The sequence below is a fragment of the Micromonospora sp. DT229 genome (assembly GCF_049844505.1).
Lineage (GTDB): Bacteria > Actinomycetota > Actinomycetes > Mycobacteriales > Micromonosporaceae > Micromonospora.
Map to the genome: position 1 here is coordinate 70,479 of NZ_JBNCLD010000007.1, position 15,075 is coordinate 85,553.

Annotated in this window: 19 protein-coding genes and 1 pseudogene; 13 read left to right on the top strand and 7 right to left on the bottom strand. The window is 70.6% G+C overall.

Features of this window, described 5'->3' with window-relative positions:
* Window positions 1–8 precede the first annotated feature (8 nt).
* A complete protein-coding gene (locus ACLQ2T_RS13285) occupies window positions 9–1,271 on the bottom strand; it encodes an ROK family transcriptional regulator (protein ID WP_425766353.1) in 1,263 nt (420 codons plus the stop codon).
* Window positions 1,272–1,642: 371 nt separating this feature from the next.
* On the opposite strand from ACLQ2T_RS13285, the gene ACLQ2T_RS13290 reads away from it, so the two are divergent.
* Complete coding sequence (locus ACLQ2T_RS13290; protein ID WP_425766354.1) at window positions 1,643–3,631, top strand: beta-galactosidase; 1,989 nt, start codon at window positions 1,643–1,645, stop codon at window positions 3,629–3,631.
* Window positions 3,632–3,644: 13 nt separating this feature from the next.
* Here ACLQ2T_RS13290 and ACLQ2T_RS13295 read toward each other — a convergent pair whose 3' ends face one another.
* A complete protein-coding gene (locus ACLQ2T_RS13295) occupies window positions 3,645–4,295 on the bottom strand; it encodes a LysE family translocator (protein ID WP_425766355.1) in 651 nt (216 codons plus the stop codon).
* Window positions 4,296–4,403: 108 nt separating this feature from the next.
* Between ACLQ2T_RS13295 and ACLQ2T_RS13300 the strand changes: the two genes are divergently transcribed.
* Entirely contained in the window at window positions 4,404–4,859 is a 456-nt protein-coding gene (locus ACLQ2T_RS13300; protein ID WP_425766356.1) for a DUF1992 domain-containing protein, read from the top strand.
* Window positions 4,856–5,218 (top strand): LysR family transcriptional regulator, encoded by a 363-nt coding sequence (locus ACLQ2T_RS13305; RefSeq protein ID WP_425766357.1) that lies wholly within the window; start codon window positions 4,856–4,858, stop codon window positions 5,216–5,218. The genes ACLQ2T_RS13300 and ACLQ2T_RS13305 overlap by 4 nt, the downstream gene beginning before the upstream one ends.
* Here the strand turns inward: ACLQ2T_RS13305 and ACLQ2T_RS13310 are convergent.
* A complete protein-coding gene (locus tag ACLQ2T_RS13310; protein WP_425766639.1) occupies window positions 5,215–5,928 on the bottom strand; it encodes a VOC family protein in 714 nt (237 codons plus the stop codon). The two genes, ACLQ2T_RS13305 and ACLQ2T_RS13310, sit on opposite strands and share 4 nt — an antisense overlap.
* A gap of 574 nt (window positions 5,929–6,502) precedes the next feature.
* Here ACLQ2T_RS13310 and ACLQ2T_RS13315 point away from each other — a divergent pair.
* A pseudogene (locus ACLQ2T_RS13315) lies at window positions 6,503–7,178 on the top strand (DUF2975 domain-containing protein).
* Entirely contained in the window at window positions 7,178–7,417 is a 240-nt protein-coding gene (locus ACLQ2T_RS13320; RefSeq protein ID WP_425766358.1) for a helix-turn-helix domain-containing protein, read from the top strand. The pseudogene ACLQ2T_RS13315 and the gene ACLQ2T_RS13320 overlap by 1 nt, the downstream one beginning before the upstream one ends.
* Window positions 7,418–7,638: 221 nt before the next feature.
* Here ACLQ2T_RS13320 and ACLQ2T_RS13325 read toward each other — a convergent pair whose 3' ends face one another.
* Window positions 7,639–8,367, bottom strand: a complete 729-nt coding sequence (locus tag ACLQ2T_RS13325) for a class I SAM-dependent methyltransferase (protein WP_425766359.1) — start codon at window positions 8,365–8,367, stop codon at window positions 7,639–7,641.
* 108 nt (window positions 8,368–8,475) lie between these two features.
* Here ACLQ2T_RS13325 and ACLQ2T_RS13330 point away from each other — a divergent pair, with 108 nt between their 5' ends.
* Together ACLQ2T_RS13330 and ACLQ2T_RS13335 are read left to right on the top strand one after the other, a co-directional pair.
* A complete protein-coding gene (locus tag ACLQ2T_RS13330) occupies window positions 8,476–9,006 on the top strand; it encodes a DUF6817 domain-containing protein (protein ID WP_425766360.1) in 531 nt (176 codons plus the stop codon).
* A 20-nt stretch (window positions 9,007–9,026) separates the two neighbouring features.
* Entirely contained in the window at window positions 9,027–9,275 is a 249-nt protein-coding gene (locus ACLQ2T_RS13335) for a hypothetical protein (protein WP_425766361.1), read from the top strand.
* Here ACLQ2T_RS13335 and ACLQ2T_RS13340 read toward each other — a convergent pair.
* Together ACLQ2T_RS13340 and ACLQ2T_RS13345 are read right to left on the bottom strand one after the other, a co-directional pair.
* Entirely contained in the window at window positions 9,257–10,030 is a 774-nt protein-coding gene (locus tag ACLQ2T_RS13340; RefSeq protein ID WP_425766362.1) for an FkbM family methyltransferase, read from the bottom strand. The genes ACLQ2T_RS13335 and ACLQ2T_RS13340 overlap by 19 nt on opposite strands.
* A gap of 9 nt (window positions 10,031–10,039) precedes the next feature.
* Window positions 10,040–10,567 (bottom strand): hypothetical protein, encoded by a 528-nt coding sequence (locus ACLQ2T_RS13345; protein WP_425766363.1) that lies wholly within the window; start codon window positions 10,565–10,567, stop codon window positions 10,040–10,042.
* A 95-nt stretch (window positions 10,568–10,662) separates the two neighbouring features.
* Between ACLQ2T_RS13345 and ACLQ2T_RS13350 the strand changes: the two genes are divergently transcribed.
* The 6 genes from ACLQ2T_RS13350 to ACLQ2T_RS13375 all read left to right on the top strand — a co-directional run bounded on the left by ACLQ2T_RS13350 (window position 10,663) and on the right by ACLQ2T_RS13375 (window position 14,356).
* Window positions 10,663–11,133 (top strand): MarR family winged helix-turn-helix transcriptional regulator, encoded by a 471-nt coding sequence (locus tag ACLQ2T_RS13350; protein ID WP_425766364.1) that lies wholly within the window; start codon window positions 10,663–10,665, stop codon window positions 11,131–11,133.
* A gap of 219 nt (window positions 11,134–11,352) precedes the next feature.
* Complete coding sequence (locus tag ACLQ2T_RS13355; RefSeq protein ID WP_425766365.1) at window positions 11,353–11,619, top strand: CGNR zinc finger domain-containing protein; 267 nt, start codon at window positions 11,353–11,355, stop codon at window positions 11,617–11,619.
* A gap of 106 nt (window positions 11,620–11,725) precedes the next feature.
* The gene (locus ACLQ2T_RS13360; protein ID WP_425766367.1) at window positions 11,726–12,142 is read left to right on the top strand and encodes a DUF6069 family protein; all 417 of its coding nucleotides are present in this window, start codon (window positions 11,726–11,728) and stop codon (window positions 12,140–12,142) included.
* 107 nt (window positions 12,143–12,249) lie between these two features.
* Window positions 12,250–12,675, top strand: a complete 426-nt coding sequence (locus tag ACLQ2T_RS13365; protein ID WP_425766368.1) for an Hsp20/alpha crystallin family protein — start codon at window positions 12,250–12,252, stop codon at window positions 12,673–12,675.
* Window positions 12,676–12,817: 142 nt separating this feature from the next.
* Window positions 12,818–13,816 (top strand): tyrosine-type recombinase/integrase, encoded by a 999-nt coding sequence (locus ACLQ2T_RS13370; RefSeq protein ID WP_425766369.1) that lies wholly within the window; start codon window positions 12,818–12,820, stop codon window positions 13,814–13,816.
* 81 nt (window positions 13,817–13,897) lie between these two features.
* Window positions 13,898–14,356 (top strand): hypothetical protein, encoded by a 459-nt coding sequence (locus ACLQ2T_RS13375; RefSeq protein ID WP_425766370.1) that lies wholly within the window; start codon window positions 13,898–13,900, stop codon window positions 14,354–14,356.
* Between the two features lie 3 nt (window positions 14,357–14,359).
* Here ACLQ2T_RS13375 and ACLQ2T_RS13380 read toward each other — a convergent pair whose 3' ends face one another.
* Entirely contained in the window at window positions 14,360–15,058 is a 699-nt protein-coding gene (locus tag ACLQ2T_RS13380) for an ABC transporter ATP-binding protein (protein ID WP_425766371.1), read from the bottom strand.
* Window positions 15,059–15,075 lie beyond the last annotated feature (17 nt).

Consider the following 15,075-nt stretch of genomic DNA (forward strand, 5'->3'; position numbering starts at 1 on the left):
CGCCCGGGTCAGCGGGCCGGCAGGCGTCCGGCTTCGACCCCGGCCAGGGCGGCGGTGGCGCCACCCAGCGCCGCCGCGGTGTCCAGGGTGGAGGCGTCCAGCCGGCAGCCGCCGGCGCCGGGTGCGTGCGCGCGGGCGGACAGCCCGGACCGGGCCGCCGGCAGCAGCCAGGGCGCCAGGGTGGCGAGGTGGTCACCCACCACCACCGCCTCCGGGTTGAGCAGGTCGACCAGGACGGCCACCCCCCGCCCCAGGTGCCGGCCGATCTCGGCCAGCCCGCTGAGCACGGCGGGATCCTCCTGCCGGGCCAGCGCCACGATCCGCTGCACCTCCGGCAGGTAGTCGGTGACCGGGCCGTCGACCTCGACGTCGGGCAGCAGTCGGCGTACCACCGCAGGTAGGCCGACCAGGGCGGTCAGGCAGCCCCGGTTGCCGCAGAAACACGGCGGGCCGGCGGGGTCCAGGCACAGATGGCCGATCTCACCGGCGAAACCCCGCCCTCCGCGCAGCAGCCGGCCGTCGGCGATGATGCCGGCGCCGATGGCGAGGCCGCCGGTCAGGTGCACCAGGTCGGCGGTGCCGGCGTGACCGCCGTGCCGCTGTTCGGCCAGGGCGGCCAGGTTGGCCACCGTGTCGACACCGATGGTGAAGGCCGGTTCCCGCAGTGCGGCGCGCAGGTCGGCGGCGACCGGAACCTCCTGCCAGCCCAGGGCGGTGGCCGAGGGCACCGTGCCGGCCGGATCGACCAGTCCGGGCACCCCGACGGTGAGGCCCAGCACGGTACGGCCCTGCGCGGCGACCCGCCCGATCGCGCGCCGGGCCAGGGCGGCCAGCGCGCGCAGGGTCTCGGTGGCGGAGACCGTGCCGGGGGTGAAGGCCCGCCGCCAGGTCAGCAGGCGGTTGCCGGCCAGGTCGATGGCGACCGCCACGAGTTCGTCGGCACCGATCTGTAGGCCCAGGGCGGCGTACGGCTCGCCGTCGAGCACCAGCATGGTCGCGGGGCGGCCGACCCGGTTCTCGGTCAGCCCGGTCTCGCGCAGCAGCCGCTGGTCGATCAGTTCGGCGACCAGGCTGGAGACGGTGGCCTTGTTCAGACCGGTACGCGCGGCGATGTCGGCTCGGGAACAGGGGGCGTGCAGACGGACGTGTCGCAGCACGACCGCCCGGTTGGCGATCCGCACGTCACCGAGGTCGGTGGGCTGCGGCTCGCTGTGGATGCTGATCACGATCTGCCCGCTCTCTGCGCCGGTGTCGCGGCGTGCGTCCATCATCGCGTACCGCCTGGCGGGGCCGGGCACGCCACCGGCCGCGCTGGCTCTTGCCTGTCCTGGGACGGATCGTCGTCGATCGGCCTATTCGATTGGAAACCCAACTAATGCTAGTCGTGGCGCCGGTCCCCGCAAACTCCTCGCCGCGCCCGGCGAGCAGCGCTCCGCGACCGGGCCGGGCGGGGTACGGGCATCCGTGGTCGGTACGGCATCGGCGACTCCTCGAACGACAGCTCAGGGGATGCCGACAGTTTCTTTAACTTTCCAACGAACTGTCAACGACATCACCGGTTGCGGAAGTATCGGTCGTGTTTGACATGGGCAGATCCGCTTCCTAGTTTGGACGGGCCGCAAACTAAATGGACGGTGGTGGCATGTTCGACGACGGTCGGCTCTGCTTCGGCGGTGACTACAACCCGGAACAGTGGCCGCCGTCGGTGTGGGCCGAGGACATCGCCCTGATGCGCCAGGCCCGGGTCAACCTGGTCACCGTCGGGGTGTTCGCCTGGTCCCGCCTGGAACCGGCCCCCGGCCGGTACACCTTCGACTGGCTGGACGAGGTACTCGACCTGCTGCACGCCGGCGGCATCCGGGTAGCGCTGGCCACCCCGACCGCCTCCCCGCCACCCTGGTTCTCCGTCGCCCACCCGGGGGCCCTGCCGGTCACCCCCGAGGGGGTACGCCTGCACCACGGCAGCCGGGACACCTACTGCGCCGCCGCACCGGCCTACCGCGCCGCCGCGCTACGCATCGCCGGGGCCCTGGCGGACCGGTACGCCCACCATCCGGCCCTGGCGCTGTGGCACGTGCACAACGAGTACGGCACCATCTGCCACTGCGAACACACCGCCCAGGCGTTCCGCCGCTGGTTGGCCGACCGCCACGGTGATCTGGCCGCCCTCAACGAGGCCTGGTGCACCAGCTTCTGGAGCCAGCACTACAGCGACTGGGCGCAGATCAGCACCCCCCGCGCCACCCAGTACCTGGCCAACCCCGGCCACCTGCTCGACTTCCGCCGCTTCTGGTCGGACACCCTGCTGGCCGCCTACCGGGAGCAGCGGGACCTGCTGCGCGCCGCCAACCCGGCCCTGCCGATCACCACCAACTACGTGCTCGGCGACTGGGTGCCGGTCGACCACGCCCGGTGGGCCGGCGAGGTGGACCTGGTCGCGGTCGACCACTACCCCTCGGCGGTCGACATCGGCGCGGAGGAACAGACCGCCCTGGTCGGTGACCTGGCCCGGGGCTGGGCCCGGCACGGCAGCCGGGACCCCGCCGGGGCCTGGCTGTTGATGGAGAGCGCACCGGGTCACATCCAGACCCCCGGTCGGATGCACACCAAGGAACCCGGCCGGATGTTGCGGCACAGCCTGGCCCATGTGGCCCGGGGCTCGCGGGGGGCGATGTTCTTCCAGTGGCGGGCCCCCGCCGGGGGTGCGGAGCGTTTCCACTCCGCGTTGGTGCCCCACGTCGGCTCGGACAGCCGGGTCTTCCGGGAGGCGACCGAACTCGGTGCCGCCCTGCAACAGCTCGCCGAGGTCGAGGGGCGGGTCGAGGCCGGCGTGGCGTTGGTGGTGGACGCCGCCAGCGGATGGGCGTTGCACCACCCCGGCCTGCCCTCACCCCGGCTCGACCACCGGCAGGAGACCGCCGCCGTCCACCGGGCCCTCTGGCACGCCGGGTACGGCTGCGACATCCTGCCGCCCGGCGACCCCCTCGACGGCTACCGGCTGCTGATCCTGCCCGCCCTGTACCTGATCGACGACACCACCGCCGAATGGGTCCGCGAGTATGTCGCCGCCGGGGGGCACCTGCTGGCCACCTACCTCAGCGGGGTCGCCGACGAACACGCCCGGGTGCGTCTCGGCGGCTACCCGGGCGCACTGCGTGACCTGCTCGGGATGTGGGTGGAGGAGTTCCATCCGCTGGCCGAGCACGACCAGGTACGGCTGCGCGGCGGGGGCAGTGGGCGGATCTGGACGGAGTCACTGCGGCTGACCGGCGCGGAGGTGATCGACTCGTACGCCGGTGGGGTGCTCGACGGCCGACCGGCCGTCACCCGGCACCGTGCCGAAGCGGGCACCGCCTGGTACGTCTCCACCCGCCCGGACGCGGACACCTACCGGCGGCTGCTCGACGAGGTGACCCGCTGCGCCGGTGTCACCCCGGTCTGCCCGGGCGCACCGGCAGGGGTCGAGGCCGTCCGGCGGCGCAGTGCGCACGGAAGCTGGCTGTTCCTGTTCAACCACACCGACCTCCCGCAGCAGGTGCCGGCCCGCGGCACCGACCTGCTCACCGCCACCCCGGTCGACGAGGCGGTGCGGTTGCCACCGGGCGGTGTGGCCGTGCTGCGCGAGCACTGACCCCCGGCAGGGGTCAGGAGGCGGCCACGGCGGCGCGGGAACGGTCGGCGGCGATGCGTACCGCCAACGCCGCCAGCACCGTCCCGGTCAGCAGTCGCTGCACCCGCAGCCACACCGGTCGCCGGGCCAGGAAACCGGCGATGCCACCGGCGGTGAGCACGATCATCGCGTTCACGGTCAACGCCACCGCGATCTGGGTGGACCCCAGCAGCAGACTCTGCACCGCCACGCTGCTCCGAGCGGGGTCGATGAACTGGGGCAGCAGCGACACGTACAGGATGGCGATCTTGGGGTTGAGCAGGTTGGTGACCAGTCCCATGGTGAACAGCCGACGGTTCGTGTCGGCCGGCAGCGGGGTAGGGGCGAACGGTGACTGCCCACCCGGACGCATCGCCTGCCACGCCAGCCACAGCAGGTAGGCCGCACCGGCCAGCTTCACCGCCGTGTACAACGCCGGCACAAGCACGAACACGGTGGCGATGCCGGCCACTGCGGCGGCCAGGTAGACCGCGAACCCGGCGGCCACCCCGAGCAGTGACACCAGCCCGGCGCGTCGCCCCTGGGTCACCGACCGGGACACCAGGTAGACCATGTTCGGTCCGGGGGTGAGCACCAACCCCAGAGCGACGAGTGCGATGCCGATGATCCCCGCCGTGCTCACCATCACCGTTTCCCCGTTCCCCGTCCTCCTCGCAGCCTAGTGCGCACCGCCGCCGGACCCCGGTACCCCTGGTCGGGGTCGCGTTACCGTGGGTGGGGGAGGTGGCGGGGGATGGACGGCTGGCAGGCCTCGGTCGAGGCGAAGATCCGCTCGGCCCAGGAGCGGGGCGAGTTCGACAACCTGCCCGGTGCGGGCAAGCCGATCCCCGGGCGGGGTCTGCCCTACGACGAGTCCTGGTGGCTCAAGAGCTTCCTGGAGCGCGAGCAGCTGCCGACCGATCTGCTGCTGCCCACCCCGCTGCTGCTGCGCCGCCGCATCGAACAGCTCCCCGACGAGGTGCGTGAGCTGCCCACCGAGCAGTCCGTACGGACCTGTGTGGCCGACCTGAACGCCGAGATCATGGCGTGGCTGCGCAACCCCAGTGGGCCGCGGGTCGTGGTGCGTCCGGTCGACGCCGACGAGGTGGTACGCCGCTGGCAGGCCGATCGGGCCGCCGCCCGTGCGACCCCGACGGCCGCCCAGCCGCCCCGGCGTGGCTGGTGGCGTCGCGGTCGCACGGGCTCGTGATCGTCCTGCCTCAGCAGCTGAGGCCAGCCACTGAACGGCCACCGCCCGGGGTAGAACTCGGACTCGGCTCGATCCGGGGCCCGAGGGCACGTCAGGGTCCGCCCGGCGGGCTTCGGCGGCTGCGGTTCCTGCGGGAGTTCGAGGAACGAGGCACTCTGGCCGCCGGCGCCGCCGCCCTGGGCTACAGCCCCTCCACGGTGTCCCAGCAGCTGACCCTGCTGGAGCAGGAGGTCGGCGCCCGCTTGCTCACCCGGGCCGGGCGGGGGTACGGCTCACCGACGCCGGACGACTGCTGGTGCAGCACGCGCGGGTGCTGTTGTCGGCGGCCGAGCCGGTGTCGGGTGAACGCGGGTACCTAGGACAGTGCTGCCGCAAGGTCGGTAGCGGCCTCATGAGCAGCAGCTGCCCGCGTGGCTTCGTCCGCGCTCATAGCGACACGGTCGACGCGGGCCAGCATCTCGGTCGCCGTGGCCGGATCGTTCAGGACCATCGCCACCTCAGCGCGGTAGACGAGCACCTCCACCAACGCGACCGGGTCGTCATCTGACTCGGGATGGGCCAGTGCGCTGTCAAGAATCCGAGCCGCCTGTCGGGCGTCTCCTCTGGAGTCGGACTGCACGACGGCGTTCGCCATCGCCTTGCCCAGCCGCCCGGTCGGGGCCGGCGCGGGGGAGGCCGGGGCGTTCTGGAAGAAGCGGATCCAGTTGCCGCCTGGATCGATGACGCTGAAGCCGCTCAGCCCGTCGGCGTTCTTCCGCGGCCGGGGCCGGGTCATCCGCGGCGTCCCGGAGACCAGCACCTTGCCGTTCGCGGCGCGCATGCCCGCCGCGAAAGCCCGGTACAGCTGCCCCGTGTCCGAGGTCAGCACGATGCACGAACCGTAGGACTGCGCCGGATCGAACCCCGCGATCTCGAAGAACTGCATATTCAGATCTTCACGTTGTAACCCCACGGCCGGGTGGGGCTTGCGCTGCTTGTACGTGGTGTGGAACCCGAGCACCTCGTAGAAGGCGACGATGTCGTCGATCGACGCGCAGGGCAGCAGGGGAATGGTTACCTCGTTGGTCATGCCTACTTCGTAGCCGTCGCGAAGGGGCGCACGCACATGGAGATGGCCGATCGTCAGCCACGGACGACCGAACGGCCGATACAGCGCGAGCTGCGCTGGTATTCCAGCGACCGCCACCGACACTCGGCCATCCTTGGCGTCTACGTCCGGTTCGGCGAGGAGGCTTCCGGCAACATCACCGCCGAGAACGACGGACGCCACCGTCGGCACCGGCGCTGACATCGCGCCCCACGTAGAAGGAAAGCCACCGGACCCACCTGCCCGAATTATTGGATTACTTTGCTCAGCAATCCAATAATTCTCTGCCACAAAGCGGGCATATCTGGCGTACATCATAATGACTGTTATGGTATGCAACCGCGCTGACGGGTCCGAGAGCACCACTGGCACCAGGTTTTGGACTGCCGACCTGCGGGTGCCGCAACCCTGACGAGTCGAGAGGTGTCGAACCTCAGGACCACAACTGGTCGAATCAGGGCCCATCGTTGACTTATCGATTCTCGTTATGCACTCTTGGGGTCCATAACGAGAATCGATATGGGGGGCGTCGGTGAGTGCGACCGTGAGAGCGAGCGTGCGCCTGCTGACCGGGCTACTCGGTGCGGCGGCTACGGTCGTGTTGGTGTTTGGCGTGTGGCCCGACCGTGCTTGGCCCGTCGGGTCTGGAATTAGGGCGTGGCATGGTTCCGATGCCAGCGCCGCAGCAAGTGTCGTCCGTGGCTGTGCGGCCTGACGACGGATTCGGCGATCGGTGGCAGGCCACCGCGCACGGGTACCACGGGATGTTCGCGTGGCAGGACACCTCCGACGGCACTCGGGATGCCGCCACCGGACTACCGCCTGTGGAGCTGTTCACCCCGACGATGGGGCTCTCGATCTTGGAGCCGACGTGGACCGACCGGATCGGCATCGTCGGGCCGGAACTCGCCGCGCAGGCACTGTTCCTGTTGGTGCTCTGGCTGCTGTGGCGTATCGTCCGCACGGTGCCCACCGGCGAGGTGTTCACCTCCGCCAACGCCCGTCGGATAGTCAGCATCGGCCTGGTTGTGGCGGTTGGCGGTAGCGCTGTCCAGATGCTCGGGTTCGCCGCCGACAAGGCCATCATCGCCCGCTCCGCCGCGGCCGGCATCGTTGACGTCGCCTTCTCTTTCTCCTTCATGCCACTGGCAATCGGTGCGCTCGTCCTGTTGCTGGCCGAGGTGTTTCGGCAAGGCATGCGGCTGCGAGCTGATGTGGCCGGGCTGGTGTGATGGCGCGATCGTCAGACGAACCTGGTCACCGGGTTGTAGTTCGACTCGACCGAGTGCTCGCCGCTCGCGGTATGTCCTTGGTCGAACTGTCCGAGCAGGCGGGCGTGAGTGTGGTGAACCTTTCGGTCCTGAAAAACGGTCGTGCCCGGGCCATCAGGTTCTCCACCCTCACCGCCGTCTGCGAAGCTCTGCGCTGCGCGCCCGGTGACCTCCTAGAGATCGACAGCCGCGAGAGCTAGAACCAGAGTCGCTGCGTAAGCCCTGCCTGCTTGTGGGTCTGAGGCAGCTGCCGAGGCGCGATGCGGCTGCGAGGATGAACGCCTTCTACGGCGGTTGTTGGCGGGAGGCGACCACGCAGCCACCAGTACCACTACGCCGAACAGCAGGTCTGGCCGCCGACAGCGCGGACGATCAGACCCCCACCGCGTCTCAGCTGGGTTTCTGACGATCTTGTAGCCGTTCAGGTCAGGACGAGAAGGTCCAAGGCATCAACCACAGGTCCGGTTTCGGTTCGCGCTGCCCCGTGCAGTCGGGCCACGCCTGCGGCGTACTCGTCGTCGTTGATCAGTTGCAGCGGGGTGTGCGCCTCGCGGCGCAGCGCCGTCGCAGCCTCGCCTAATGAGGCCGCGGTTACCTGCGGCACCTGTTCGAGGCCGACGGTGACGAACCCGGCGGCAGTGAAGGCTGCTTCGACGTCGGCCACGCTGGGGTAGGTGTCGAGCACACGGATGGCTTCGGGAAAGTAGCGGAACAGGGTGATCGCCTGGTGTCGGCCGGCGAACGCGGAACGGATCAGCACCCGGCCGCCGGGGCGCACGACCCGGCGTAGTTCTCGGGCCGCACGGTTCAGATCTGGCACGTGGTGGATGACCGTGGAGATCCAGGCGGCGTCGACGCTGCCGTCATCGAGTGGGATGCGCTCGGCGTCGCCGTCTACGACAGGCTGGTACATCGAGCGGGCACGCATCGCCTCGGAGGGCTCGACCGCGGTGACCTCGATGTCGTACCAGTCGACAAAGGCTCGCGCCCACATTCCGGTACCGGAGCCCAGGTCGAGTATTTGCATGCCTGCATGAGGGTCAAGGTGCCGGGTCACGGCCTCTCGCCAGGCCGCGAGCCCGTCGTCGGTGAGGTGACGGGTCGCCTCGAACGCCGCGGCGTCCGCGTCGTCAAACGCGATTCGAGCCATGCCCTTGACTCAACTCCTGGACACCCGAGGAGGCAAGGGTGCGGCGGTGTGACGAACCGCCCACGCTGACGGGCTACCGGCCGGAAGCGGTTTACGTAGTGTCGGCTCATGGGTGCGGACTCGAACGTACGGCGCTGGCTACGGCAGCGTGGAGCCGAGGCAATCCAGCACCCCGGCGGCACTCTCTACGCCCACCTGTACCGGGTGCATGACCGTCTCGCCGAGCTGGAGTGTGGCGTTGACGCGCAACTGGCCGGTCTCGCGCATGCCGTCTACGGCACGGACGGCTTCGATGTGACGCTGCTCGACCGGAACGATCGAGCCACGCTGCGAAACCTCATCGGTGACGACGCTGAGGCATTGGTCTACCTATACGGGGCCTGCGACCGCAGGCGAACCTGGCGAGAGCTGGCGACGACCGGTGAGATCGTCGACCGCTTCACCGATCAGACGTGGCACCTGGGCCCCGGCCAGATGCGACCCTTCGTGGATCTCAGCATCGTCAACGAACTGGACGTCATCGAGCAAGACCCTTCTACCGTGGACAGGTACGGCGATTACTTTCGCTCCCTGTTCGCCGCCTGGGCTCCGATCGCTTCCCCGCAGGTTACCCGTGAGGTGCAGCGACTCCTCGGCTGAGGCAACCAAAGCTGGTCGATGTGGCAGATGCCCTGTTCGAGGAGGCGCCGGCGGTCCGCTCGTTCCCGTCGTACCGAGGGCAGGGCCTGTATTGGGCGGCCTGCATCGGTGACCACGTCGGTTTCGAGTCATGGTTGGAGCGCGAGGAGGCGATGGCGCTGGACTTCGACGCATCCGTTGGTGGGCTTCGCCGCGCAGCCGTTCTGGTTGTGGTGGCCGGACACGAGGCGAGCGAGGTCGCATGCGAGCCTCAGCCGGGGATGCAGTAGACGTCGCCGGAGTTGGTCTCGTGCGGCAACGCGAGCAGGTGCGTGGCCATCTCGTCGGCGTCGACCCAATGGCCGAGGGTCAGGGTCTTGGTGTCACCGAGGGCCAGGTCGAAGCCGCCGAAGCCCAGGGCGGTCAGCCGGTCCAGGCAGCGCAGCGCCACCGACCGGCCGATCGTGGTGAACTCGAACGACAACGCCGGCAGCGGTCGACTCAGACCGCCGAGTACGGCGTCCTCGAAACCCTCCACGTCGATCTTGGTGAAGGCCGGGGTGCCGTGCTCGGCGATCAGGGCGTCCAGGGTGGTGACCGGTACCTCGATCTCGCCGTCCCACACCTGGTCCTCCCAGCCGCCGGCGCCGGCCGCGGCGGCGACGAAGTCACCGGAGGCGGTGGAGACGGTCGGGTTGGCGGAGTTGACCAGGAAACCGATGCGACCCGGTCGCGCCCCGCAGGCCGCCGCCACCAGGGTCACCTGGTCGTCGTCGGCGTAGATGGCCCGCAGCGCCCGCAGGCACAGGGGTTGCGGTTCCACCGCGACCACCCGGGCGCCCAGGCGGCGGAAGCTGCCGATGTGGTCGCCCACGTGCGAGCCGATGTCGAACACCAGGTCGCCGGGGCGGACGAAGCGGGCGTAGAAGGCGTCCATCGCCGCGTCGCGCTCCGGGTCGCCGTAGTAGACCTCAAGGGAACGGCGTAGCGGGGCGGTGGCCGGATCGGCCTTGAGTGCCTCGACCGCGGCGGAGTGCAGGCTCATCGCCGCACCTTAGCCCGACCCCACCACCGGCCACGGCGTTTCGTCGACGCCCCGGTCACCTGCTGTGACGTACCTCGGTGGTCCAGATGTCGGCCCAGGGCCGACGCAGGTCCCGGCACAGTGCCCGCTGGCCAGGGTGATGCCCGAGGTGCCGCCGAGCAGCGCGGCCAGGGTCTGACCGCCGCGACCGGCGCCGAACTGCCGGGCTATCGCGGCGACCATCAGCACGGCCGCACCGGCCAGCACCGCAGAGGGGGTACGCAGGGCGACCAGGCTGCCCGGGGCGATCGTGTCGGCCAGCCGGGCCAGGGCGGGCACCAGCGGCCCCTGGTCGACGTACCCCCAGTCGAGGTGGCGTCCGGCGAGCAGGAAGTACAGCTCGTCGCGGTGGTAGCCGTAGCGGGGGGCCATGATCAGCAGGAGGAGGGTGACCGTGGCGGCGACCACCCACGGGCCGGGGGTCCGTGGGCCGGGGGCGGGTGGCTGCGGCCCGCGGCGCTGACCGGTACCGGCTGTCGGTGCCGTGGCACTCGTCACGGTCTCCATTGTCGGTCAGGTCGGCTCCTCACCGGTGGTAGCGGTGCGTGATCGGGCAACGATCCCGGTTCGGAATATCTTGTTAACCTCTGGGCATGACCTTCCCGTCGCCGGGGCGCCCGTCGGATCTGATGTTCCTGCTCAGTTGGGCCAGTCACGCGCTGCGCGCCGAGCACGCCTCCGGCCTTGCTGAGCTGGGCATCTCTCCCCGGGACCACTGCGTGCTGGCCCGGGCCCGCGCCGGTGGTCTGACCCAACGGCAGCTCGGTGAGCTGTGCGGGGTGGACAAGACCACCATGGTGGTCACGCTGGATCACCTTGAGGCCGCCGGGCTGGCCCGGCGGATCCCGTCGCCGACCGACCGACGGGCCCGGCTGGTGGAGGTGACCGCGCAGGGGGAGCAGGTGCTCGACCAGGCCCAGGAGATCGCCGCCGGACTCGAACAGGACGTGCTGGCCGCGTTGCCGGACACCGAGCGTGAGGTGTTTCTCCGCGCGGTCCAACGGCTGGTCGACGGGCGACTGTCCCGGGTCGGCACCTGCGGACCGGCCGGCTCGGTCTGCTAGCGGGTCTCAGGCCGCAGCCGTTCCCACCGTCCGGGTCAGGAATTCCCGGATCTCTGGGCCGACGATGCCGCGCTGCGACGGTGGGCGCGCGGGCACGGCGATCCCGGTGACCCCCAGGCGCTGGAGTGGCTGCGTACGGCCAGGGGCGCCCTCCAGGCCGCCACCCGCGGTTCGGTCGACGAGGCGGAACTGCGACGGATCCTCGGCGGGGTCCACCAGGTGCCCGAGATCGACGGGGTGGCTCTGCGGTGGCGGGTGTGCGGGCCGCCGGAACGGATGCTCGCGGCGGAGTTGGTGCTGTCCTGGTACGAGGTCCAGGCCCGCCACCCTGGTCGACTGCGCCCCTGCGGCAATGCCGAATGCCGCCTGTTCCACCTGGACCGCAGCCGGGCCAACACTGCCCGCTGGTGCTCGATGAAGACCTGCGGCAACCGTCTGAAGGCCCGTCGCCATCAGGAACGTGCCCGCCACCGGCCGACGTCCTGACCTCGTCTCGGGGCCCCGACGACGAAACTTGATCTCAATACAGATCGTCTCGTACGAGATCATCTGATAACGTCGGTGTATCGGTACCCGACCCGAGGAGTGGCCTATGAGCAGCACCACCGCGTCATCCGTCAGCATCAGCGCCGCCCTGCGCCGCCGATCCCTCGGCATCCTGGCCGCGGTCGCGGCCAGTGTCGCGATCTGGCTGGCCGGGGCACTCGGCGGCACCGACTATGCGGTGCACGGCCCCGGTCGGGCGGAAATGGTCGTCAACCTCGTACCGGTGGTCGCCGTCGCCCTGGGCGCGGCCCTGCTGGGCTGGGCGGCCCTGGCCCTGCTGGAGCGGTTCGCCGGGCAGCGGGCCACCACCATCTGGTTCAGCCTCGTGGTGGCGGCGACCCTGCTGTCCTTCGCGCCCCTGCTCCAGGTCGAGGCCACCCCTGGCGCGAAGATCGTCCTGGGTGCGATGCACCTGGCGGTGCCGGTGGTTCTGGTCGCCCAGCTACCGGAGCACGATCACTGACCGCTCGACTTGACGACGGCGGGAACGCGCGCTAAATACGTAGGTGAAGTTGAGCCACCCAGACTCAACTCCCGAACCTTCGGCCAGAGGAACCGAGGAGGCACGACATGCTGATGCGCACCGACCCGTTCCGGGAGATCGACCGGATCGCCGAGCAGTTCTTCGGCACGACCAGCCGTCCGGCCGTCATGCACATGGACGCCTACCGCGACGGCGACTACTTCTACGCCGCCTTCGACCTGCCCGGGGTAGACCCGGAGAGCATCGACTGCACCGTGCAGCGCAACGTGCTGACCGTCCGCGCCGAGCGTCGCCGCCCGCACGGCGACAAGGTCGAACTCGTCGCCGCCGAACGCCCGATGGGGGTGTTCCACCGGCAACTCTTCCTCGGCGACACCCTCGACACCGACAAGCTCGAAGCCGGCTACGAGAACGGCGTGTTGACGCTGCGCATCCCGGTGGCCGAGCGGGCCAAGCCCCGCAAGGTGACCATCAGCGCGACCGGCAACGGTCGCATGCAGATCAACGCCTGAAGTCGACCGACGGCGGCGGGGCGGATTCCGCCCCGCCGCCGCTCGTCGATGCCACCACCGGGCCGAGGGCTTCCCAGGACTGCTGATCATGTACCGGCGCGCCTGATCGGGAACGGCCGCCTCGGCTGAGAACCTTTTTCACATGGCCGTGTCCAATCCTCCGGTACTGTTCCGCCCGCCGGATCACCCCGCCCTGCCGGGTGGTCCGATCGCCGTCACCGAAGCGTGGCTGCGCAACCGGCGGCTCAGTGAGCACACCCGCGACGCCTACCGGCGCGATGTCGCCAACTGGCTAGCCTGGTGCACCGATCGCCACCTGGACCCGCTGCGGGCCAACTTCCTGCACGTCAACGAGTACGCGCGAACACTGGAGTCGACAGTGGTCGCGCGCACCGGACGTCCCCTGACCCCGGCGACCGTGGCCCGCCGACTGTCCGCCCTGTCCAGTTGGTACGACTTCCTGGTCAAGCTGCGGGCCGTGGACAACAACCCGGTCGCCGACGCCGACCGGCCCCGGGTCGACCGCGACCACTCCGCCACCATCGGGCTCACCCCGGACGAGGTCGACGCCCTGCTCACCGCCGCCGACACCGACACCGGCCCGACCGCCACCCGCAACCGGGCCGCCATTGCCCTGCTGGCCGACCTGGGCCTGCGGGTCGGGGAACTGGTCGCCCTGGACATCGCCGACCTCGGCGCGGAACGCGGACACCGCAGTGTCCGCTTCGTCGGCAAGGGCGGCAAAGCCCGCCGCCGGGCGTTGACCCCCTCCACCGCCCACGCCGTAGACACCTACCTGGCCGAACGGGCCGCCGCCACCGGCGTGCAGGTCAACCAGCTCACCGGCCCGCTGCTGGTCACCGCCAGCGGCGCCCGCCTGGACCGGCACTCGGTGTTCCGGCTGGTCCGCCGACTGGCCCGGCTCGCCCAGATACCGGCCTGGGCGCACCTGTCGCCGCACTCGCTGCGCCACGCCTTCGCCACCACCGCCCGCGCCGAAGGGGTACCCCTGGAGGACGTGCAGGACGCCATGGGCCACGCCGACCCCCGCACCACCCGCCGCTACGACCGCGACCGGCACAACCTCGACCGGGACCCGGCGTACGTCATCTGGGCCGCCCGCGCCCGCCGCCGCACCTGACCCCACCCGGCAGCGCCCACACCCACCGACGGCAGCGGCTTTCCGCCCGCCGGGGCGGCGAATTCTCTACCGTCTGAGGGTGTGGGCGCTGCGCAGCCGTGGAGCAGACCGGCCCGGCGACGCCATCCGATGCGGGCTGGGCTCACCTTCGCCGGGATCGGGGTGGCCCTGTGCTGCGTCGGCGTCGCCGGCCTGGGCGCCTGGAACGTCCAGGTCGTCACCCAGGCCGCCGGACCGGTGCGGGAGACCGCCGAGGGATTCCTACGCCAGGTCACCGCCGGGGACACCGCCGGGGCGTACGAGCGGCTCTGCGGCGACGCGCGCAGCCGGTGGAGCGAGGTCGGCTTCACCAGCTGGGTACGCACCCCACCGGTGGTGCGCGACTACGAGATCCTCGACGTGTCCGTGGCCACCCGAGGCGGGCGGCCCCACGGCACCGTCACCGTACGACTGACCCGCGAAAGCGGCGGCACCGAACAGCGTGACCTGTCCGTGGTCCGCGACCAGGACGGTTGGCGGGTCTGCGGCGACCCGTACTGACGGCTACACCCCGACCGGCTCGGTGGACTCGACCAACCGGCCGTCGCGCAGCACCAGCACCCGGTCTGCCAACTCCACCAGGGTCGGATCGTGGGTGGCCACCAGGGCGGTCATCCCCCGGGCGTGCACCAGGGCCCGCAGCAGGTCCATCACCGCCCGCCCGGTCTCCGAATCCAACTGCCCGGTCGGCTCGTCGGCGATCAGCAACGCCGGATCGTTGGCCAGGGCCCGGGCGATCGCCACCCGCTGCTGCTGCCCGCCGGACATCTCGTACGGCCGCTGGGCGGCGTGCCCACCCAACCCGACCATCTCCAGCAACATCGACACCCGTTGCTCCCGTTGCGCGGCCGGCACCTTGGCCAGCCGCATCGGCACCCCGACGTTCTCCGCCGCCGACAGGATCGGGATCAGCCCGAACGACTGGAACACGAAACCGATGTCGTCGCGGCGCAGCCGCAGCAGGTCCCGTTCACCGGCCGCGGTGACCTCCTGACCGGCCACCCACACCCGGCCCGAGGTGGGCCGGTCCAGACCACCGATCAGATTCAGCAGGGTGGTCTTGCCGGCCCCCGAGCGTCCCCGCACCGCGACCAGTTCACCCCGCCCCGCCCGCAGCGACACGTCCCGCAAGGCGTGCACCACCCGCTCACCGCTGCCGTAGTCGCGGCACAGCCCCTGCACCCGGACCAGATCCTCGCTCACACCCTCACCTCACCTGA